Here is a 19,286-nt window from a genome sequence, read left to right as displayed (position 1 = left end):
TTGAAGCCGTCCCGGCGTGCATCGGAACCCAGACGGTGCAGTACCGCCGTCCGGATCGTGTTCACGAGTCGCCGGTCGGCGACGGCCGTCGCACCCTCCCTCATCGCAGCACTCTGCCGTTGAGCCCGGCGCCCGGCCGCGACGCTGCCGCGCCGCGGCACACCGTCGCGCGCTCAGCCAGCGCCCGGGCGAGTACACCGGCCGCGCGCTGCAGTCGGGACCGCTGAAAGCCACGGCCGGTGGGTGCTCCGTCGCTCCACACGCTCGCGGCCACCGGGTCATGCGGCAGCGTCCCGGCAACCTCGGTCTGGCAACCGCCGGCGATCTCCTCGGCGGTGTAGGGCATGTCGGGGTCGATGATCACCAACGTGACCGGACCGTGCCCGTGGTTCGCCTCGCCGGCTGTCCCCAGCTCACGACGGATGAGCGGCAGCGTCCGCGCGGCGGCGCGCACGACCCGCAGCGACGAACCGGCAACCAGGACGACGAGGTCACTGCGGCGCAGCACCGCCGACACCGAATGGTCGACAGCGAATCGGCCGCAGTCGGCCAGGATGTCCGCCCCGGGCACATCGACCAAATGGCTCCCGACCAGGTCCCACGGGACGTTCGCCGCCTGGCCCGGGGCCCCGAAGCCGGCGAGCACCGGCGGGCTGTGCTGAGCGGGCCGAACGACGTGCCGGCCCATCGCCGTGTGCAGGCTCTCGCTGCGAGCCTCGACGAGCAGTTCGACGATCCCGTGCCGCGCGGGATGCCTGCCTCCTCCCAGCCCGGCCAAGATGTCGCCACCCTGCGGATCGAGGTCCACGGCGATCGCGGCACGTGGCCATCGCGCGGCGAGCGCGAGCACCGAGGTGGTGACGCCCGGACTGCCCTTGGCGGAGAGGAAGGAGATCAGCATCGGTCACCGCCGCTCGACCAGGACGAGCACGGCTCGTCCCGCCTCGGCCAGTCGGGCAACGCGAGGTGCGTCGACATCGGACACCAGGAGATCGACGGTCCGCCGGCTACCCACGTCGACCGGGCCGGTGCGCAGGACGCTCGCGTCGACCCCCGACCCGCTGCTCTCGCCGGCGTCGACGACCAGTACCTGATCCCGCGGTGCCAGCGGCGTGACCGGAACCTGGCCCGGCTCCACGGCCACCCCCACGATCGCCTGCCCCGGGCCCGGCAGACGATCCGCGGTCACGGCGTCGCGGGTCATGATCTGGCCGGGCAGCAGATCGGTCACCGCATACCGGCCGACGATCTCGTCGGAGCGCTCCCATTCGACGAGGGCCAGCTCCGACCCGGTCGGCAGCAGGATCTGGCGGAGGTCCTGCTCGGTGACCTGTTGGCCGAACGGGACGGTCCGGGCGATGCCGATCGCGGGCACGCGGTCCCCGATCTGCTGGAACACGACCACACTGCCCACCGCCCCCAGCACCGTCATCAACGCACCGATCGACAACCGTCGCGCCCGGCCTCGGCGCCGAATGTCCGTCGGCGTTCCGTTCGTGATCGGCGATCCGCTCGCTGTGGTGCTGCCACGCGTCGCGATCCCTGTCGTCACGATCCACCTCCGGAAACGAGAACCTGAATCTCGCCGACCGACACGCTGGTGTCGGCGGAAACCCGTACCGTCTGCTGCCCGGAGACCGGGGCGCCGCCGGAGATCCCGACCCAGCCGACCTGCCAGACGATCGTTGCCACGATCGGCCAGCGCCCCGATCCACCGGTCCGTTCGGGCAGCGACCGCAGCTCGTAGACATAGCCGCAGTCGGGCGATGGCCCGGCCTGACCCGTCCACGGCGTCCCGGGCCCCTCGCAGACCACCCTCTCGCCGGACGGACCCAACTCCCATTCCACCGCCGCCAGGCGACCGGTGGCCGTGACCTCGGCGTTGCCGACGGCGGCCGTCGCGCTTCGAGGGCCGGTCAGGTCCTCGTCGCGCTCGATCCACAACCAGACCGGCACACCGACGAATCCGTTGTCACCGGTGGACAGCCTGATCACCGGGCCGCTCAGCTCCAGCTCGTTGATCGCGAGCTGGGCAGGGATCGCCGGATCGACTGCGGTGGGTACTGCGGCGTCGGGGTCCACTTCATCGGCCAGCAGTGCCAGGATCTCGTCTGTGCGGTCGGGACCTACCGCCAGACCGCCCGGCCCGCCGTTCTCGCCGATCAACGGCTGAACAGATGGCCGGCGGGGAGCGGGCTCCTCAGGGACGTCTTGTTGCGCGGGACGCCCACCCGGCGAGCCGCCCCGACTCGGGCCGTCACCGCCGTTCTCGTCCTGGTCCGGACCAGTGTCGTCGGCCTCGGCGGGCCCGCCCGGCCGTCCGGGGTCGATCGCCTCGACCAGGCATCGCCCGCTGCTCACCACCACCTCGCACGGCCGGGGTTGGGCGTAGGCGGCGCCGGCGGTGGCCAGCGGGAGCAGCGCTGTGGCCAGAGTCAGACAACCCGCTCGTCTCAACATGGCTGATCCAGTGAGGGCGCGGTCGTCTCGACGAGCCACGTGCCGGAGGCGTCGCGCACGACTTCGGCCCGGTACTGATAGCGCGGGGTCTGGCTGGCCTGATCGTCGAGCACTGTGCCGTCCGCGTCGGCGACCAGCGTCGACCCACTGATGTCGATGCAGTCGAGCACCGCGACGCGATCGGGCTGCGGGGCGAGCGCAGGATCGGGACGCGCGTCGTGGGTGATCGCTCCCTCGACGTGCGCCGGAACGCTCGCGTAGTTCCGTACCTCGATGACGACGTCGGTCAACGCCTGCCCACGGGCCACCATGCTCAACTCCGCCTCCCAGTCCTGCGCCGTCGGTGCTGCGAACGCCAGCTCGCTCACCCGCCAGAACTCCCCGTATGCGGCAATTCCCGCGGCGGACGGTGCGATCTCGTGCGTGGACGTGACGGTCGGCAACTGCGGCTCCGGCGGTGCGGGAGCGGTTCCCGAGCATGCTGACAACAGCGACGCACCTGCCACGGCAGCCAGAGCGTGCTGCCGGACGCGGGCGAGACGCCGACGCCGGGTCGGTGCGGCAGGCCGATCGTGCACGTAGCTGATCATCGCCATGACCGTTCCCCTTCCGTTCCCTGCCGTTCCCCGACGCTGCTGTGCTGGCCCGGCCCGCGTCATGAGCTGACGGGGAACGGAGTACCAGGTGGCGTCGGCGGGCGAGGGCGAATCGCGACAGGTCCCCCGAATGGAGCACAGGAGGGAACGGCTCGTCACCCCGATGCCCTTCGGTAAGCAGTGCCGAGGATTTGTCCACATGTGTGCAGACGGTCAACAACGACGGCGATGGCTGTTGCGTCGGAGCGCTCAGGATCGGAACGTCAGCGCATGGTTCTCCTCCGACTCGCGCTCGCCGCGCTCGCGTTCCTGGTTCTCGCGTCTGGCTGCGCCGGTCCGGCGGCGCAGCGGGATCTGGTGCGGACGCTTGCCGAGACGGGATGTGGTGGCGCGCCGGCGCTCGACTACCAGCAGGTGGGGAGCCGCATCGTCCTGTCGGTCAGCGTTCAGGAGTGCGTCACTGCGCATCCTCGGCGAACCGGTGAACTGATGGGATACGCCGAGGCGGCCCGAGCCATGGGACGGGCGATCTGGTCGTCGCCGACGTACCGGTTCGACTCGGTCATGGTGACCGTGTATCGAACTGCCGACGAGCCGCACCGAACCCGGCCTCAGTCCGTCCTCGTCGAGCGTGAGCAGCTGGCCGCAGACTTCGGTCCGCGGAACGTCGCGCTCGACACTCCGCGCCCGTTCGACGACGGCGGACGCACTGCGTGGAGCTACATCCCGCTCCTCGCCGCTATCGGCGGGGTACTCCTGCTCGCCGGGATGGTGCGTGCGATTCGCGCTGGCCGTGTTCTACCGATACTGATCATTCGTTGGTGATCAAGGGCTAGAGGTCGAACGAGGCGTGGAGGTGGTCGTAGTGCCCGCCCGTCGCGTCGTCGGCGTCGTAAATGCCGCCGCCGGTGTACGGGCGGCCCCAGCCGTCGGTGTCGGCGGTGTCGGGCGACCAGAAGCGGCCCTGCCAGATCAGGTACGTCACGTTGAGGGCGGCGGCGTGGGTGCGGAGCCAGGTGGCCAGACGCCAGCCGTTCTGGAGTTCCTGGCCCTCCGGAAAGTGACCGGCGGTGTCGGGGAAGTAGTCGCAGGCTTGGCCGCGGGGGTGGTCGCTGTCGGGGTTCCAGGCGTGTTCGTCCCAGCAGCCCGCGGAGCGGATCGGGGCACCGGGGCCGGGTTGGCCGAAGACGCGGACGATCTCGTCGTGGGCGTGTCGGGTGGCGGGGGTGAGGCAGCGGCCGCCGGTGGGGTCGTCGGCAGTGCACAGGACGCTGACGCCGTCGAAGGGTGTCGGTACGGGGAGGTCGTCTACGGACACCGGGCCCGGTTCGGCGCTGTACTGAGCGGCGAGGGTGTGGACCCGGTCGAGATAGTTCGCTACGAGGTCGGCGCAGGTGCGGTCGCATCCGGCCTCGCCCGCGGTGGGGACGCCGGTGGCTGAGTCGGTCACCCGGCTGCAGCCGGCGATGTGGCAGACGAGCATCCCGTCCAGCGCGGACGTCGGCTTGCCGGTGGCCTGCAGGTGCGTGGCGGCGGCCCTGAGGTTCGTGCATACGAACGGGATCGCGAGTTCCAGGTGCCGTCGGGCGTCGAGGACGTCGGCGTCGGCGGGTGGTGGTGAGGTCTCCCATGGCCTCCCACCAGCGGTGGTCCACTTGGCTTCGTTGAGTTGGTAGAGCCCGGCAGCGCCGCCGTTGCGGTCGCTGCTGTACGCGGTCGGGTCCCAGCTGCTCTCGGCTGTGATCTCGGCGATGACCCACAGTGGCGGCAGCTCCGGGCAGGTGGCCGTGGTGATGGCCGTGATGTGGGGGAGTAGCTCTTGGGCCAGGGGTGGGATCTTCGTCGCGTCGACGCCGCCGGTCGCAGTCTCGGCGGCGACGGCGGTGAGGCCGCCGAGCAGCGCGACGATGAGCACGACCGGCGCGGTGATCGCGGCGAGTCCAGCGGCCCCGGCACCGGCGGCGCGGTTCACGTCGCTACCTGTCGGGCGACGCGGTCGGGAGCGTGGGCAGCGGAACGTGCTCGGTGAGCGTTCGGAAGCGCTCGTTGTGCGAGCAGTCAGCGAACGGGCCGAGCGGCGAGAGCAGCTCACGCAGGCACGGGTCGAGATGGTCGCGGATCCACACCGACATCCCGACCCCTGCCTCGGGCGCGAGCTGCGTCCATGCGCGCCGCAATGCCTCGAAGCGGAACACCGCTTCCGGGTGCTCCCACCACAGCGGGCACCACTTGATCTCGCCGCGCAGGGGTCGGGCGATGACCGCGGCGACGTGCCGATGAACCCAGCCGATCAGCCGGTCAGCGTCGATTCCCGTGTCCTCATCGGGCAGGTCGTCCTGGGAGACGTCGTCGTCGTGCTCGGTAGTCGGCTCGGCTCGACCGTTGATGACGCCGTCGAGCAGCTCGCTCTGGTGGGCGCGCCAGCCCTCGAGGACGCCGATGCGGGCCTGAAGCTCGATCAGCAGTCGGCTCGCCGTGGTCGGGTCGTCGGTCACGACGGCTCGCCTCCCCGGGGCGATGTCCCGGCGCTGGTCGTGAACGGGTTGTCCAGCCCCAGCGCCTCCTGTGCGGCGGCCCGGAGTTCGGCGAGGGCGACCGTTGAGTACGTGCGGATGTCGACGGCGTCGTCTTCCTGGTACCAGGGCTGCAGCTCGCCCAGCCCGGCTCGCCGTCCGGTCGCGAGCAGCACGGCCTGGGAGCGGGGCAGGGCGCGCAGGACCGACACCGGCAGGACGGGTTCGCGGGTCGTCGAGTACTGCCGGCTGGGGCCGCGTGACCGGTCGTAGCTGGTGGACATCTTCTCGACATCGTGGTCACCGACGAGCCCGGAGAGTCGGCGCAGGAACTCGTGGTCATCGACACCGGCTCCGACGAGCTTGATGGTGGCTGCAGACCAGAGCGCGTCCATGCCCTGGTTGCCCCAGACCCCGACGCCCTGCTGGTAGCTCTGCAGCATCGTGATCACCTGGATCCCCCGGGAGCCGAAGTGGCTGTAGAGCTGGGGGAGGGTCTTGATCGGGCAGATGTTCGCCGCCTCGTCGAGCACGGCGACGACGGGTGGGTCGAGCCTTCCGCCGCTGGCCTGCGCGGACAGTTCGGCGACCTCCAGGATGCGGTCGACGAGCGCGGCGACGACCGGTGCGGCGGTGCCGGCACCCTCCTTCGACAGCAGATGCGTTGTCACCGGCCCAATAGCGGCCTCGGCCAGCAGCTGCCACGGGTCGAGTTCGAGGAAGCGCTGTGGGTCTCTGGGTGGTGTCCGCCAGGTCTCCGGTGGGGTGATCCAACGCAGGATCCGTTCGGAGGTGAGGGCTTTGGTCGCCGTGCGGGCGGTCTGGAAAATGCCCTTCGTGGTGACGTCGGCACCGGCCAGGCTCGCTTCCAGGTCGGCGGCTTCCAGGCCGGCGCCGGCGTTGTCCAGCGCGGTGATGGCGTCGCGGCGTCCGTACTGCAACCAGAGCAGGACGTCGCGCAGGGTCCCGCCGGACAGCGCAGCGGCCAGCAGCGTCCCGACGAGGACCTGCTCGCCTGCGGCGTGGAAGAAGGGGTCGCGCCGGGTGCCGCCGATGGTGCCCATGAAGTGCTCGGCCAGCCGGCTGGCCGCCTCGTAGCGGTGTGCGTCCGGTGCCTCCCGGACGGATCGAAGCGGGTCCCACCACCATCGCTGCTCGGCGTGTGCGATCTGCTGCGGGTCGAAGGTCCACACGGCGCCGACCTCGCCTCGCAGGCCGGAGGTCAGTGCCCAGAGGTCGGCCTTGTTAGACGTCGCGACGACCAGCCCGGGGGCCGAGAGCACCGCGGGCACCGCGACGGCGCTGGTCTTGTTGGCCCGCGGACCCATGATGACCAGCGCGACGTCCTCCCAGGACATCCACACGTCGCGTCCGGCAATGCGCACCATGCGGATGCCCCGCTCGGTCGCGGGTACGTCGGCACGCTGGTCGAGCGACGGGCGGAGGTGCCGTGCGCGCCGAGCCGACCCGCGGCCGCTGAGATCGCCGAGGTCGCGGCGGCGCAGGAGCGAACGGCGCGGGTCGCCGAGGCGCCCGCCGCGGGTGGACATAACGACAACTCCGGCGACGGCAGCGAGCTCGACACCGACGAGAGCGGCCAGGGCCGTGACGAACGCGGTCGTCGACGCAGCGGGTGAGAGGACGACGTCGATGCCGTCACGGGCGACCCGCAGGGGCAGGTCGAACGACAGGGCGGGCACCGGCCCCGGACCCGCGGCGACCACCGCGGCCACCCAGACGTCCACGGCAGCGATCCCAGCGGTCGCGATGGCGCCCAGGAGAAGTAGCGGCGCCGCGGCATCGCGCAGGATCGACGAGATTGGGTTGCTCATGACCGGTGCCGGGCCGGAGGAGCGGAGGTGGCGGGGCGCCGGAAGGCGCCGTCGGTGTCGTAGAGCGACTGTTCGGTGGGGGTGAGAGTGAGCGCGACCGGCAGTCCCATGCGCTCACCGGACTTGATCAGATACTTGCCCCGGCCGGGGTGCAGGCGTCCCGAATGCCAGGTCGGCGGGGCCGCCCAGGACGTGATGAGGGAGGCCTCCCCGTCGGTCAGCGAGGTGATGCGGCGCAGCCCGTCGAGTTCCTTGTCGGCCATGCCGCCCAGCAGCAGGATCCCGTTACGGGAAGCCATGCCGCGGGCTTTGGCGCGGTCGGCCTCGGTGGGCAGGGCTTCCAGGTCGTCGAGGGAGTGGGTGACCTGGAACGACACGACGCCGCGGTGCCGGTTGAGCCGGGTGATCCGGTCGGAGCGCTCGACCAGACCGGGCGCGACTCGCAGGGCGCGCCACAGCTCGTCCTGGACCTGGACGACGTTGCGGCGCAGTCCGAGCGCGTGGGTGGCGTCGATGAGGCTCGCCGACCAGGCCCAGGAACAGAGCATCGCCGCTGCGACGACATCGTCGTCGTCGTCATCGAGGGCGGAGATGTCGAGCGACAGTGCGACCGTGTGTGGGTCGGCGACGACGCTGGACGGGCGGTCGAAGATCCCCCGGATCGCGCCTTCGCAGAGCAGGCCGAGTGTGTTCGTGAGCTCCCGGGTCGCGCGCCGGTAGTCGGCGTCGTCGCTGCTGGCCGCGATCCGTTGCAGCGGGCCGACGCCGGTGGCCAGGACGTCGAGAACGTCGGGGATGACGGGCTCCGACCGGCCCCGGCCGTCGACTGCGGTGTCGAGGGCGGCGCCGAGCAGTCGACGTTCGGTGACGTCGACGTCTCCGCGGCGGACGATGGTGATCAGCGCCTCGAGCAGCGACAGCCGGCGTGCCCTGATCGTTTCGTGGAGCCGTTCGCGTACGGCTCCGCTCGATCGGTCGCGGGCGGCGGACAGTGGGCCGGCGTCGAGGGGGTTGAGCGCGTGCAGGCCTCGCCCGATGCGCCAGACCGAGCCGCCCAGCGCGGTGATCAGTGGGGTGTACTCGCCCTTGATGTCGCCCGGGATGACGGCGGTCATGCCGTAGCCGACCAGCCCGGTGATCATGCGCTTGGTGATGGAGCTCTTGCCGATCCCCGGCTGGCCCTGGACCCAGACGCCGGTGTTGGACACCAGCCCGGTGCGTAGCCACTCGGCGGGATCGAGCCCGACCGGCTCCGCGGTGTGCATGTGGCGCCCGATCGGCACGCCGTGCACCGACGCCCCGGAGGACACGGCGAACGGGAACAGCCCGCAGAGCTGGCTGGTGGTGGCGGCGTAGCGGACGCCCGCCTCGACATGCGCCGCGCGGCCGCCGCCCCGTACCGGCCATCCCCAGCGGCGGGGGACAGGCCGGTCGCGGAAGCTCAGTGCGGGGTCAACGTGGGTGTCCTGCATGGGAGTCTCCTCAGCCTCGGGCATGGGGTTCAGCGCCGTGTGCGGTTGCGAGCTGTTTCGGCGGGGTTGATGCCGACGCCGAGGGCGGCGGCGAAGCCGGCCGCCTGCGCGCCGCGCAGGCGGCGGAGCCGGAGCTTGGACTGCCCGGCGCGCTGCTCGAGATCGGCGACCGCTGCGGGGAGGTCGTCGGGGTCGGTGACCGTCGTGGTGAGGTACACGGTGAACCGGCCGACCCCGGCTCCCTCGGCCTCTTCGCGGGCCGACTGGAGGGCGCGGTCGCGGTCGTCGCGTTCGCGCTGGGTCTCGTCGCGGTGGGTCCGGGCGGCCCAGGCTCGCCGGATCTGTCCGGAGGTGACCTCGGCCTCGACCTTGGCGGCGGCGTGGTCGGCGGGGTAGGGCTCGTAGAGCCAGGTCACGCGCCGCGGGTACGGGCCCGGGGTCAGGAGCGAGGCGAGGACGCGGGGGGCGACGGCTTGGCGGGGCGCCTCGCGCAGCGCCCAGGACACCGAGATCCCCGAGTCGTGGCGGTAGGTGTCCCAGCTCTCCAGCGCGACGACCGGCCCGGCCTCGGACCAGGCAAGCAGCGCGGCGCGGTCGTCGAGGCGGGTGATCTCGGATCGAGCAGCCGGATCGAACGCGACCCGGATGCGCCCGGTCAGCCAACTCGTCGTCGCCCGGCCCAGCACGGCGACCCCGCAGGCGCCGAGCCCGGTCTCGATACCGGGCAGCCACCGGCCGACGTCGACCACGGCCGCGAACAGGTCCGTGGGTCGGGGGTTGGCGCGGTTCGGGTCGAATACGACGGTTAGCCGTGCGTCGACCTCGGCCGCCGTCGCCGGTGTGATCGCGACGAGCTCGTCGAGCACCGTGCGCGACAACGCGGGTGCCCGCGGGTCGAGCGCGGCCGCGACGTGGTCGCGCATCGTGGTACCACCGCTGGGCGCCGTGTCCACGGTGACCGCGACGTGCTGGACGAGCGGCTGGTAGCCGAGGTCGGCGAGGAACACGCCCCAGGACGCGACCCACAGGTCGGTCTGCGCCGCATCGGCGAGGTCGAGACCGATGGGGGAGCAGCGCAGGACCGCGGTCAGCGTTCCCGAGTTCCGGTCCCACAGCAGCGCGTGCCGCCCGCCGCGCCCGTCGTCGACATCGAGGGGGACCAGCGGGGCGAGGACACCAGGCAGGTCGTATGCGCGTGGGTGATCGGTGAGAACCCCCGCCGACAGCTCGGTCCACCCGCCGGCGCGGGCCCGGCTGAAGCGGAACCGTCGCGTCAGGGCCTCTGCTGCTGTGACGCCGCCGACGCGGACCACGACCGCGCCGACGACGACGGCGCCGATCCCGGCCAGTGGCAGCGCGGCACGCGGCACCGTCGAGATCGCCAGAACCGGCGCGAGGACGGCGAGGAACACCGCAACCGTCGCTGAGGTCGACAGCGACCCGATGCCCCAGCCGCGTTCGGGGCGCCAGTTGCCGTAGAGCCGCGGACCCTCCGTGCGCCCGTCCGAGTGGGAGGTCATGTCGGCCCGTCCGCGTCCGGCGCGCCGGAGGTCATGCCCGTTCCGACCGTCTTGGTGACCTGGGCCGCGAGGACTGCGGCGCCGGCCACGGAGCCGGCCGCCGCGCCGGCCGGGGCACCGCCTCCGCCGGACGCGGCCCCCGGGGCGGCGCCCGCCGGCGGTGGCGCGCCGCCCCCGGTGCCGGGCCCGGCCGAGCCGGGACCGGACGCGTCCAGGTCCACGGCCCGCTGCACGGCGGGTGAGCGCCCGGATCCCTGGGCAAGGGCGATCGCGCCCGCTGCGCCGATGAACCCCGAGCCGCCTCCGCCCGAGCCGGCGATCTGCGTCCCGGACCAGGAGAAGAACTTCAGCATGATCGGCATCGCGATGACGGCGAGGAGCAGCACCATGATCCCGGCGATCTGGGTGGAGACGTCGCCCGGCGCGTTGGAGTTCGGCGAGGACAGGTAGGAGAACCCGATGTAGTAGATGAACGCCGCGGCTGGCTTGTACAGGACCATCGCGAGCAGCCAGACGATGAGCTTGTCGAGCCAGCCCCGCGTCGACTTCGTCAGCGACCCGGACGCGGCCAGCGGGAGCATCGCGGCGAGCACGAGCAGCCCGGCCTGGCGCATCGCCATCAACAGCCACTGGACCAGCGACAGGATCGCGGCGAGGACCGCCACGATCAACGTGACGAACACGTTGTCACCGGGTGCGGTCAGGGCGTCGACCATGAACAACGCGAAGTTGTTCGCTGCATCGGCCAGCAGCTGCACGGCCAGCGCGTCGCCAGCTTGCAACGCCAGGTGCAGCGTGGTGAGCCCGAGGGCGGACACCACGGCGAAGCGGAACAGCCCGGTGGCAACCATGATCAGCGGCTCGGCTTTGCGGGACAGGATCAGCCGGATGGCCTGGACCAGGACCGAGCCGACCAGGACGGCGCCGACCACCCAGCTCGTCGCGCCTTGGGCTGCGATGACCGCGGAGTCGCGGGGATCGACGCTGTCGGTGGTCGCCCACCACGTCGACGTGGAGACGACCAGGTCCGCGGCGCCCTGGGCGACGGTGGCGACGAACCCCTGCAGAACACCTCCGACGGCCTGGCCCGCCTTGCAGCCGAGGTCGAACGTCCCGCATTCCTCCTGCGCCTGGGCCAGGACCGTGATCACGGCAGCTCTCCGAGCAGGACGTAGCCGGCGGTATCCGGGTGCAGGGACGGCCGCGGGATGGGAACCCGCAGTCGCCAGTCGCCGTCGTCCCACCGCAGTGTCAGGTCGACGCGGGCCAGACCGCCGGCGCTGCGGGCCTGTTCGGTGCCGGCGAGCAGTGACACCACCACGTAGTCGCTACGCGGATCACCGGCGATGATCCGGTAGTACAACGACCGCGCGGTCGTCGCTTGTCCCGTCGCCGCCGAATCCGATGTCGGCAACTCGACGCGCAGACGCGCCACCATGGCGGCCGGGTCACCCCAGCTCTGCCCCATGAGCGTCGCCTCGTAGACCGCAGGTCCGGCGGCCGAACTGACCCGCGGCGCGAGGTTGCTGGCCGCCACCGCAGCGCCGAGCTCGTCATGGGTAAAGCCTGCGGCGCGACCGTCCGCCGTGAGCATCGGGCCGTGGCGTTGGGAGACGGCGGCAACCCCGCCCGGAACCCGGGCCAGGCTCACCACATCCGGCGGCGCGACGACCTCGGCCTGGTCGGTCGGCAACGACAGAGCAAGGCCGAGCACCAGCAGCGATGTCGTAAGGCCGGCCGCGGCGGATGCATGACGTCGACGGCGAGATCGGCGGTCGGCGATAGCAAGCGCAAGGCTCATCGTCGCGTCCGGCCTATACCTGGAACGCGCCGACGATGACGGCGGCCACGGAGGCCAACGCAAGCCCGCCCAGGATCCACGCCGATCCGACGAGTCCTTCGTAGGCGGTCGCGGAGCGGTTCCGACGCCCAATGATGATCATCACCGCGCAGACCAGGATGCCGAGCACCCCGGAGAACAGAACCCCCCACTTCAACCAGCCGAGGATCTGGTCGGCGAAGTCGCCGAGCCCGGGCGGCACCGTGGCGTCGGGGTTCGGCGGCGCGAGAGCAAGGCGAACGGCGGTCGCGCCCAAGAGGTTGATCTTCATGGGGATGGGTCCCTTCGGCTGGAGGAGGCATGGTGGGGCGTTGTGCGACGTGTTGTCGCCGGCAGGCGACGTCCGCCGAGTGCCGCGGTCAGTTCACTGATGGCGCGGGCGTAGCTGCGCGCAGGACGGGGCATCTCGTCGAGCGATCGGCCGAAGATGTGACGGACGCTGTCGAGCGGTGCCGCGGACGCGCGCCAGAGCCCGACGTACGGGAGCAGCACCACTGCGGCCGCGTGCGGTTCCAGCAGGCGTAGCCGCGCGAGAAGCGCGCGTGTCGGTCGCGCCCCATCGACGAAGGTGACCGCGAGGACCGGCCGAGGCCCGACACCGCCGACCAACTGCGCGGCCCGCCCTGCCCGGATCACGGACTCGGCGGTGCTCCGGCATACGAGGACGTCAACGGCACGGCCGGTGAAGACCCCGCGATCCGTACCACCCAACGCGACGGCGACCGTCGTAGTCCCCACACCACCGCCGACCCCGGCCACAGCGGGGCAGCGGGGCCTGCGCGTATGAGGCGAAGCATGATCGGGCATCGGATTCCCTGTATCTGGGTGAGCTGACGATCAGCAGAATCCGAGTACGTCGCGTCCGAATCGTTCCCCACGACGTCCGCCGGCTCGGGGAACTGCAGGGCACGACTCGAGGCACCGGGGACCACCTCGTGAATGCCGGCTCAGGACGGTAGGTGCACCCCAGGTCATCGTCATGACGTCCTACGACGCCTTGGCGCCCGGGGCGGACGCGGAGTGCCCCGACGCGCGAGGGCCCGGCTGCGTGCCCGGGCTCGACCCGCAGAAGATCGCGCTGCTGGCCCAACGTAGCGCGCGGCTGAACGCGGTCCTGGAGGCCGGTGCGCAGCAGTACGGGTTCACGGTCGCGCGACCGCGGATCACCTCGCTGTGCGGCACGGGAACCGACGGGCTGGGCCGTGACCTGCAGGGTCTGGCCGACCCCGATCCGTTCCACCCGATCGGGATCGGTTCGCTCCGGCTGGCCGCCTCGGTCGCCCGGCTCGTCGACCGGGTGCCCACCGTGCGGCCGGTCGAAGCCGGATCGTGAGAGCAACGGGCAGTCGGGAGCCGCGGAGCTGACGATCTGCTTGCGGAAGCGCCCTCGATCGGTCTGCGACGGCCTCGGCGGACGCGTTGTGCGCCACTATCGGGGGCAGACGAAGGGAGCGATGGATGCCTGTCCATCTCGAGAGGCACGGCGGGGCCGACCGTGTTGCCGGTCTGCTCAGCCGGGAGTTCGCCGGGGTGCTCCCGCGGGCGGTCGTCCGGCACGAGGTCGGGGTGGCCGAGCGGGAGCTGAGCGGTCAGGTGCCGGCGGGTGCGCTCGAGGAGCTGATGCACCGGTTGGCCGCGCAGCGGCTGCGGCAGCGCTGCGTCGGCGGGCAGGCGTGAGCGTCGGGCCCGAGCGGATCGTCGGCCCGCCGGGGAGGATGGGCACAATGGACGCGCGGCTGCTGCTGGTCGAGGACGACGAGCGCATCCGCCAGGCGCTCGGGCTGGCTCTCGCCGACGAGGGCTGCGAGGTCGTGGAGGCGGCCTCGGGGGAGGAGGCGCTCCGGCTGATCGGCGCTACGGACGTCGACGTCGATGTCGTGCTCCTCGACCTCATGCTGCCCGGCGTCGACGGGCTCGAGGTCTGCCGTCTGCTGCGGGCCAGTGGCGACCTGCCGATCATCATCGTGTCGGCGCGGACCGATACCGCCGATGTGATCGCCGGCCTGGAGGCCGGAGCCGACGACTACGTCACCAAGCCGCTGGTGGCCAGTGAGCTGGCCGCCCGCATCCGCTCGCTGCTGCGTCGGCGGCAGCCCGGGCCGGAGGGGCCCCGCACGCTGCGGGTCGGCGACGTCGAGATCTCCCCAGAGGAGGAACTCGCCCGGCGGTGTGGTGAGGAGGTGCACCTGACGCGCACCGAGTTCGGTCTGCTGCTGGAGCTGGCCGAGGCGGGTGGCCGGGTGGTGACCCGAGAGGAACTGTTGCGGCGGGTGTGGGGCTATGACTACTTCGGCGACACCCGGCTGCTCGACGTCCACATCCGGCGGCTGCGTCGCAAGATCGAGCAGGACCCCGATGCCCCGACGTGCGTGCTGACCGTCCGTGGCCGGGGGTACAAGTCGGGGCCGGGCGGGTGACGCGGCTGCCGGTGCGTCTGTCGTTGCGGTGGCGGGTGGCCCTTGCGTTCGGGCTCGGGGCTCTGCTGTTCACCGGGGTGTTCGCGACTGTCACCTGGAACCTCGCGTCGGACTACATGCTGCGCCAGCGCGAGACCAGCGCGACCCTGCAGGCCGAGCTCAACGTCCGGCTGGTGGACGCGTCGCTCCGGTCCGGATCCGAGGGTCTCGACGACCTGCTGACCGGGCTGAGCACCGACTCGGAGTCGACGGTGCTGCTGCGGCGTCCGGAGGGGTGGATCACCAGCGGTCGCCAGGTGGTTCCCGAGCAACTGCCGGCCGCTCTGCGCGCGCTCGCCCGGCAGGGGACACCGGCCCGGCAGCGGCTGATGGTGGACCGGGTTCCGGTGCTCGCGGTCACCCATCCCGTCGCGTCGGCGGGTACGGCGTACGTCGAGCTGTTCCCGCTCTCGCAGCTCGATCGCACCTTCCGGTTCCTCAGCACGGTGCTGGCCGCAGGTGTCGCCTTGAGCGCGCTGCTGGGGGTTGCGCTCGGGGCCTGGGCGAGCCGGCGGGCGTTGCGACCGCTGACCGAGCTGACCGTGGCGGCGTCGCGGGTCGCCGGCGGTGACCTGCGCGCGCGCCTGCCGGAGCAGGGCGATCCCGACCTGGCCCCCCTCGCCGCCACGTTCAACCGGACGGCCGAGGCGTTGGAGAACCGAGTACGCCGCGACGCCCGCTTCGCCGGTGACGTCAGCCACGAGCTGCGCTCTCCGCTGACCACGATGGCCAATGCGGCGGAGGTGCTCGTGCGGCGCCGCGCCGAGATCCCCGGTGTCGCGGGCCGGGCGCTCGACCTGTTGCTCGGCGAGACCGGACGGTTCCAGCGCATGGTCGTGGACCTGCTGGAGATCTCCAGCGAGCGGGACGACGGTCCCAGCGAGTCCGTCGATCTCGTCGATCTCGTCGACCACGTCGTCGGGGTCCGCCCGGCCGCCCGCCCTGTCGTCGAGCGTGCCGACCCTGTCCCGATGGTGCAGGGGGATCGGCGGCGGCTGGACCGGGTGGTGGCCAACCTGCTCGACAACGCGGAACGGTATGGGGGTGGTCCGGTGCGGGTGGCGGTGCTGCGTCACGGCGACCGGGCTCGCGTCGAGGTGGACGATGCCGGGCCGGGGGTGGCCGAGCAGTACCGCGAGGTGGTGTTCGAGCGGTTCGCGCGCGGTGCGGAGGCGGGCCGTCGTGGTGGTGACGGGGGCAGCGGCCTGGGGCTGGCCCTGGTCGCCCAGCACGTCCGGTACCACGGTGGCGCGGTCTGGGTCGAGGAGCGACCCGGCGGGGGCGCCCGCTTCGTCGTCGAGATTCCGGAGGCCCCCAGATGATCCGACCCCGACTCGTGCCGGTCGCGGTTCTCGTCGTGATCGGATCCGGATGTGGGGTCGGCGTCGACGCCACGCCCCGACCGTTGGAACCGATCAGCAGTCTCCCGCTGCAGCCGACTCCGACCGTCGTCGAGCGGCCGGACGACCGGGTCGCAGGGTGCCTGCCGAGCTCCACCCGTCCGGCGCCGCCGTCCGCGCCGCCGTCCACGTTGCCGCCGTCCTCGTCGCCACCGGAGCCGGATCCCTGCTGATGCACCGCACCGGGCTCTGCGTCAAACCTGACGACGAGCTGACGATTCGGTCGTGCGGGGTCGGGGGCGGAGTTCCCTCCCTAGGGTGTTTCGGGTGGACACCGGTGAACGGCTCTCCCGGTTGCTCCGGGCGACTGCCTACTCCGGCGGCGGCCAGACGATCGGGCCGATCACCGCGGTCTACGTCGATGAGGCCGACCGGCCGGCATGGGTTTCCATCCTCGTCGACTCCTTCCCGTCGGGACGACTCGCACCGCTCGCTCGGTCCTGGCTGCATCCCGGTCACCGGCTGGTGATGGCGGTGATGCGGCGGGCCGTGGAAGGGGCGCCGGTCGCCCCCTCCGGCCACCTCGGCACCGAGGAGGAGGACCTGCTCTTCCGGTACTACGCGCATGTCATCACCCCGGCGAGCAGCAAGGCCCTGCCCGCGTCCGTCATCGACGCAACGCTGCCCGGCGTGACGGACCCCGCGGCCGTCCGGCTTCGCCGGGTCGCGGCCGCCCCGATGTCCGCGGACTCAGACCGGCCCGGCTCGATCGGCTGACCGACCGAGACCCGGTGCGCCCGGCGTCGGTCCTGGCAGCTCTGTCGGCGTCATCCGATGTCGCGCCGCGGGTGGCTCCACGTCCCGGCGAGGGCGAGCAGGGTGGCGGCGAAGTCCTCGACCGATCTCAGCTCCGCGATCGCGCTCACATGTTCACCGCAGCCGCCGGGTCACCACCTTGACCAGCAGGGCGGCCAGCGCGCCGTTGTAGAGCAGACCGCCGACCACGTAGGGCCAGTAGGTGCCGCCGTCGTACGCCGACCAGAACGCGCGGACCGGCCAGTAGGGCGGGAGCACGCCGAAGGCGAGCTGCCAGGGCCGGTCGAGGAAGAAGAACGGGACGACGGGCAGGGTGAACACGGCGAGCCCGACCACGCGCATCACCGCCAGGCCCTCGATCTTGGTCCGGCCGAGCGAGGCCATGACGAACCCGAGCACGGGCGCGAGCAGCCCGGCGACGACGGCGACGGGGACGCTCAGGGCCAGCGTCGGCGCGTCGACCTGCCCGGTGAGGGCAAGGGACGCGATGACGGAGATCGTCGTCAGCGCGGCCACCACCGCGGCACGGTAGGTCGGGTAGGTAGCCGGTGGCACGGGCGTGACCCGCAGTGCCGTCAGCGTGTGTTGGTCCTTGTCGTCGAGCAGTTGCAGGGCCAGCATCGCGCCCATCAGCAGGGGTGGGCCGAGCACGCAGAACGCGCTGAGGATCGCGGAGTGGTAGGGCGCGAGGTCGAACGCCCACTGCGCCCGGGCGTGGTCGGTGACCGTGGGCAGGAACCACATCGCGGCGGCGTAGAGGAACGGGCCGATCAGGACGACTCCGAGGAGGGTGTCGCGGCCGACGGTCCGCAGGTCGTTGCGTGCGAATGCGGCGATCGCGCTCATCAGCGGCCTCCCTCGGACGTGACGACGAAGCGGTGGAACACCCGCCGGGCCAGCAGGCACAGCGCTGCGATCCAGACGGCGGGGTAGGCAACGGAGAAGGCCAGCTCCCCGGTGGTCGGCGAGACCTGGCCGAACGCCGTGCCGAGCAGCAGCAGCGGCCCGTGGGTGGGAACGAGGGAGAACAGCGGGTGCGGGTACAGCCCGGCGTAGTCGATGATCGGCACGCTCGCCAGCGCCAGCAGCAGCGTGGCCGGGAGGAGCCACTCGCTGATCGACGGGAACAGCGGGGCGGTGCAGAAGCCCGCGAGCACCATCAGTGCCGTCATGAGCAGGACGCCGGCCAGGAACGCCGGCCAGCCCAGGGCCGGTCCGTGGTCGGCCAGCACCACGACCACGCAGGTGAGCAGACCGAGCGTGGACATCGTCAGCAGCTTGGAAGCCAGGTACCGCTCGAACCGCAGCGGCGTGACGACCAGGGCGAACAGTGTGCGCTCGCCCTTCTCGAAGAACAGTGCCCCGGCGATGAAGAAGAGCAGGAACTCGATGTCGGACATCAGCAGGTAGGGCATGGCCGCGGGGAGCAGGGTGTCGGGGACGAGCTGCAGCACTCCGACCCACAACGCGACGACGAACGCGGTCGCCCACCAGATCCCGTAGCGGCGCTGCAGGCGGAAGTCCATGCGCACCGCGGCGCCCAGCACGTTCACGCGATGCTCCGGCCGGTGACGTCGACGAACACGTCCTCGAGGCTGGCCTCCTGGCTGTGCAGCGACGCGACGTGCTGCTCCCGGGTCAGGGCGCGGAAGGCGTCGTCGTCGGCGAGCCCGTCGAGGGGGAAGTCCTTGTGCTGCAGCGCCGCGCGGGGGTCGAGCGGGTCGCGGTAGGTGACGCGCACGGTCCGGCTGCTGCGGCTGACCTTGTGCTCGGCCGGGGTGTCCAGGGCCGCGATGCGGCCGTCGACGACGAATGCGACGCGGTCGCAGAGCTCCTCGGCGGTCGCCATGTCGTGCGTGGTCAGGAAGACCGTGCGGCCCTCGCCCCGGGCGGACCGGATGATGTCCTTGACCCGCCGCGCGTTGACGGGGTCCATCCCGGAGGTCGGCTCGTCGAGGAACAGCAGTTCCGGGCGGTGCAGCAGGGCGCGGGCGAACACCAGGCGCATCTGCATGCCCTTGGAGAACCGGCCGACCCGGGTGTCGGCGTCCCCGGCCAGGTCGACCGACTCCAGCAGGGTCATCGGGTCCTCGGTGGGCCCGGCGTAGAGGGAGGCGAAGAACCGGAGGTTCTCCAGTGCGGTGAGCTTGTGGTAGAGGTTCGGCAGCTCGAAGGACACGCCGATCCGCTCGTAGTAGTCCGAGCCCCAGTCGGCGGGATCCCGGCCCCACACTGAGGCGCGGCCGTCGTGGCCGGTGAGCAGGCCGGTGAGGATCTTCTGGGTGGTGGACTTCCCGGCGCCGCTGGGGCCGAGGAAGCCGAACACCTCGCCCTTGTCGACGGTGAAGCCGATGCCCCGCACGGCGGGCTCGGCCGACCTCGGGTAGCGGAAGACGAGGTCGTCGACCTCGATGACGGGGGACATGGCAGCCTCCGGTTGG

21 protein-coding genes are annotated in these 19,286 nt (G+C 71.8%); 6 read left to right on the top strand and 15 right to left on the bottom strand.

The features are described 5' to 3' along the window. Window positions 1–100: 100 nt before the first annotated feature. The 4 genes from I4I81_RS12760 to I4I81_RS12745 all read right to left on the bottom strand — a co-directional run bounded on the left by I4I81_RS12760 (window position 101) and on the right by I4I81_RS12745 (window position 3,050). Complete coding sequence (locus I4I81_RS12760; protein ID WP_218603217.1) at window positions 101–901, bottom strand: CpaE/TadZ family protein; 801 nt, start codon at window positions 899–901, stop codon at window positions 101–103. A 3-nt stretch (window positions 902–904) separates the two neighbouring features. Beyond that, entirely contained in the window at window positions 905–1,432 is a 528-nt protein-coding gene (locus I4I81_RS12755) for a hypothetical protein (protein WP_218603216.1), read from the bottom strand. A gap of 116 nt (window positions 1,433–1,548) precedes the next feature. Then, window positions 1,549–2,166 carry a hypothetical protein gene (locus I4I81_RS12750; RefSeq protein WP_218603215.1) on the bottom strand — a complete coding sequence of 206 codons (618 nt, stop codon included), beginning with the start codon at window positions 2,164–2,166 and terminating at the stop codon, window positions 1,549–1,551. A 287-nt stretch (window positions 2,167–2,453) separates the two neighbouring features. Next, on the bottom strand, window positions 2,454–3,050 hold the full coding sequence (locus I4I81_RS12745) for a hypothetical protein (RefSeq protein WP_218603214.1): 597 nt from the start codon (window positions 3,048–3,050) through the stop codon (window positions 2,454–2,456). 276 nt (window positions 3,051–3,326) lie between these two features. On the opposite strand from I4I81_RS12745, the gene I4I81_RS12740 reads away from it, so the two are divergent. Further along, entirely contained in the window at window positions 3,327–3,881 is a 555-nt protein-coding gene (locus tag I4I81_RS12740; RefSeq protein ID WP_218603213.1) for a hypothetical protein, read from the top strand. 7 nt (window positions 3,882–3,888) lie between these two features. Here I4I81_RS12740 and I4I81_RS12735 read toward each other — a convergent pair whose 3' ends face one another. From I4I81_RS12735 to I4I81_RS12700, 8 genes are read right to left on the bottom strand one after another with little or no spacing between them, the layout of a single operon-like run. Next, window positions 3,889–5,028, bottom strand: coding sequence for a VldE C-terminal domain-containing protein (locus I4I81_RS12735; RefSeq protein WP_218616051.1), 1,140 nt, complete (start codon window positions 5,026–5,028; stop codon window positions 3,889–3,891). 4 nt (window positions 5,029–5,032) lie between these two features. Then, the gene (locus I4I81_RS12730; RefSeq protein WP_218604114.1) at window positions 5,033–5,551 is read right to left on the bottom strand and encodes a DUF4913 domain-containing protein; all 519 of its coding nucleotides are present in this window, start codon (window positions 5,549–5,551) and stop codon (window positions 5,033–5,035) included. Continuing rightward, a complete protein-coding gene (locus I4I81_RS12725; RefSeq protein WP_218604115.1) occupies window positions 5,548–7,401 on the bottom strand; it encodes a type IV secretory system conjugative DNA transfer family protein in 1,854 nt (617 codons plus the stop codon). The genes I4I81_RS12730 and I4I81_RS12725 overlap by 4 nt, the downstream gene beginning before the upstream one ends. Beyond that, on the bottom strand, window positions 7,398–8,873 hold the full coding sequence (locus I4I81_RS12720) for a putative type IV secretion/conjugal transfer ATPase (RefSeq protein ID WP_218604116.1): 1,476 nt from the start codon (window positions 8,871–8,873) through the stop codon (window positions 7,398–7,400). Before I4I81_RS12720 ends, I4I81_RS12725 begins: the two co-directional genes overlap by 4 nt. Before the next feature lie 29 nt (window positions 8,874–8,902). Next, entirely contained in the window at window positions 8,903–10,393 is a 1,491-nt protein-coding gene (locus tag I4I81_RS12715; RefSeq protein WP_218604117.1) for an SCO6880 family protein, read from the bottom strand. Then, window positions 10,390–11,544 (bottom strand): TrbL/VirB6 family protein, encoded by a 1,155-nt coding sequence (locus I4I81_RS12710; RefSeq protein ID WP_218604118.1) that lies wholly within the window; start codon window positions 11,542–11,544, stop codon window positions 10,390–10,392. Before I4I81_RS12710 ends, I4I81_RS12715 begins: the two co-directional genes overlap by 4 nt. Then, window positions 11,541–12,194, bottom strand: coding sequence for a DUF8175 domain-containg protein (locus I4I81_RS12705; RefSeq protein ID WP_218604119.1), 654 nt, complete (start codon window positions 12,192–12,194; stop codon window positions 11,541–11,543). The genes I4I81_RS12710 and I4I81_RS12705 overlap by 4 nt, the downstream gene beginning before the upstream one ends. Before the next feature lie 13 nt (window positions 12,195–12,207). Then, a complete protein-coding gene (locus I4I81_RS12700) occupies window positions 12,208–12,504 on the bottom strand; it encodes a hypothetical protein (RefSeq protein ID WP_218604120.1) in 297 nt (98 codons plus the stop codon). Window positions 12,505–13,212: 708 nt separating this feature from the next. On the opposite strand from I4I81_RS12700, the gene I4I81_RS12695 reads away from it, so the two are divergent. The 5 genes from I4I81_RS12695 (at window position 13,213) to I4I81_RS12675 (ending at window position 16,806) form a co-directional block, all read left to right on the top strand. After that, window positions 13,213–13,566, top strand: a complete 354-nt coding sequence (locus tag I4I81_RS12695; protein ID WP_218604121.1) for a hypothetical protein — start codon at window positions 13,213–13,215, stop codon at window positions 13,564–13,566. Between the two features lie 125 nt (window positions 13,567–13,691). Then, a complete protein-coding gene (locus I4I81_RS12690) occupies window positions 13,692–13,910 on the top strand; it encodes a hypothetical protein (protein WP_218604122.1) in 219 nt (72 codons plus the stop codon). A 47-nt stretch (window positions 13,911–13,957) separates the two neighbouring features. Further along, a complete protein-coding gene (locus tag I4I81_RS12685) occupies window positions 13,958–14,650 on the top strand; it encodes a response regulator (RefSeq protein ID WP_218616050.1) in 693 nt (230 codons plus the stop codon). Between the two features lie 35 nt (window positions 14,651–14,685). Next, window positions 14,686–16,011 carry a sensor histidine kinase gene (locus I4I81_RS12680; protein WP_226363908.1) on the top strand — a complete coding sequence of 442 codons (1,326 nt, stop codon included), beginning with the start codon at window positions 14,686–14,688 and terminating at the stop codon, window positions 16,009–16,011. Window positions 16,012–16,356: 345 nt separating this feature from the next. Further along, complete coding sequence (locus tag I4I81_RS12675; protein WP_218602762.1) at window positions 16,357–16,806, top strand: hypothetical protein; 450 nt, start codon at window positions 16,357–16,359, stop codon at window positions 16,804–16,806. Window positions 16,807–16,959: 153 nt separating this feature from the next. On the opposite strand, the gene I4I81_RS12670 is transcribed toward I4I81_RS12675, so the two are convergent. From I4I81_RS12670 to I4I81_RS12660, 3 genes are read right to left on the bottom strand one after another with little or no spacing between them, the layout of a single operon-like run. Continuing rightward, complete coding sequence (locus I4I81_RS12670; RefSeq protein WP_218602763.1) at window positions 16,960–17,691, bottom strand: Rv2686c family ABC transporter permease subunit; 732 nt, start codon at window positions 17,689–17,691, stop codon at window positions 16,960–16,962. After that, on the bottom strand, window positions 17,691–18,398 hold the full coding sequence (locus I4I81_RS12665; RefSeq protein WP_218602764.1) for a fluoroquinolone export ABC transporter permease subunit: 708 nt from the start codon (window positions 18,396–18,398) through the stop codon (window positions 17,691–17,693). Before I4I81_RS12665 ends, I4I81_RS12670 begins: the two co-directional genes overlap by 1 nt. Continuing rightward, window positions 18,395–19,270: an ABC transporter ATP-binding protein gene (locus tag I4I81_RS12660; protein ID WP_218602765.1), complete on the bottom strand. Its 876-nt coding sequence runs from the start codon at window positions 19,268–19,270 to the stop codon at window positions 18,395–18,397. Before I4I81_RS12660 ends, I4I81_RS12665 begins: the two co-directional genes overlap by 4 nt. Window positions 19,271–19,286: the final 16 nt, after the last annotated feature.

The organism is Pseudonocardia abyssalis (assembly GCF_019263705.2).
Taxonomy (GTDB): Bacteria; Actinomycetota; Actinomycetes; order Mycobacteriales; family Pseudonocardiaceae; genus Pseudonocardia; species Pseudonocardia abyssalis.
This window is presented reverse-complemented; position numbering and strand designations above follow the sequence as displayed.

Coding starts and splice junctions, on each gene's coding strand:
- I4I81_RS12760 (WP_218603217.1), bottom strand. CDS start 901: ATGCTGATCTCCTTCCTCTCCGCCAAGGGCAGTCCGGGCGTCACCACC.
- I4I81_RS12755 (WP_218603216.1), bottom strand. CDS start 1,432: ATGACGGTGCTGGGGGCGGTGGGCAGTGTGGTCGTGTTCCAGCAGATC.
- I4I81_RS12745 (WP_218603214.1), bottom strand. CDS start 3,050: ATGATCAGCTACGTGCACGATCGGCCTGCCGCACCGACCCGGCGTCGG.
- I4I81_RS12740 (WP_218603213.1), top strand. CDS start 3,327: ATGGTTCTCCTCCGACTCGCGCTCGCCGCGCTCGCGTTCCTGGTTCTC.
- I4I81_RS12725 (WP_218604115.1), bottom strand. CDS start 7,401: ATGAGCAACCCAATCTCGTCGATCCTGCGCGATGCCGCGGCGCCGCTA.
- I4I81_RS12720 (WP_218604116.1), bottom strand. CDS start 8,873: ATGCAGGACACCCACGTTGACCCCGCACTGAGCTTCCGCGACCGGCCT.
- I4I81_RS12715 (WP_218604117.1), bottom strand. CDS start 10,393: ATGACCTCCCACTCGGACGGGCGCACGGAGGGTCCGCGGCTCTACGGC.
- I4I81_RS12705 (WP_218604119.1), bottom strand. CDS start 12,194: ATGAGCCTTGCGCTTGCTATCGCCGACCGCCGATCTCGCCGTCGACGT.
- I4I81_RS12700 (WP_218604120.1), bottom strand. CDS start 12,504: ATGAAGATCAACCTCTTGGGCGCGACCGCCGTTCGCCTTGCTCTCGCG.
- I4I81_RS12695 (WP_218604121.1), top strand. CDS start 13,213: ATGACGTCCTACGACGCCTTGGCGCCCGGGGCGGACGCGGAGTGCCCC.
- I4I81_RS12690 (WP_218604122.1), top strand. CDS start 13,692: ATGCCTGTCCATCTCGAGAGGCACGGCGGGGCCGACCGTGTTGCCGGT.
- I4I81_RS12685 (WP_218616050.1), top strand. CDS start 13,958: ATGGACGCGCGGCTGCTGCTGGTCGAGGACGACGAGCGCATCCGCCAG.
- I4I81_RS12670 (WP_218602763.1), bottom strand. CDS start 17,691: ATGAGCGCGATCGCCGCATTCGCACGCAACGACCTGCGGACCGTCGGC.
- I4I81_RS12660 (WP_218602765.1), bottom strand. CDS start 19,270: ATGTCCCCCGTCATCGAGGTCGACGACCTCGTCTTCCGCTACCCGAGG.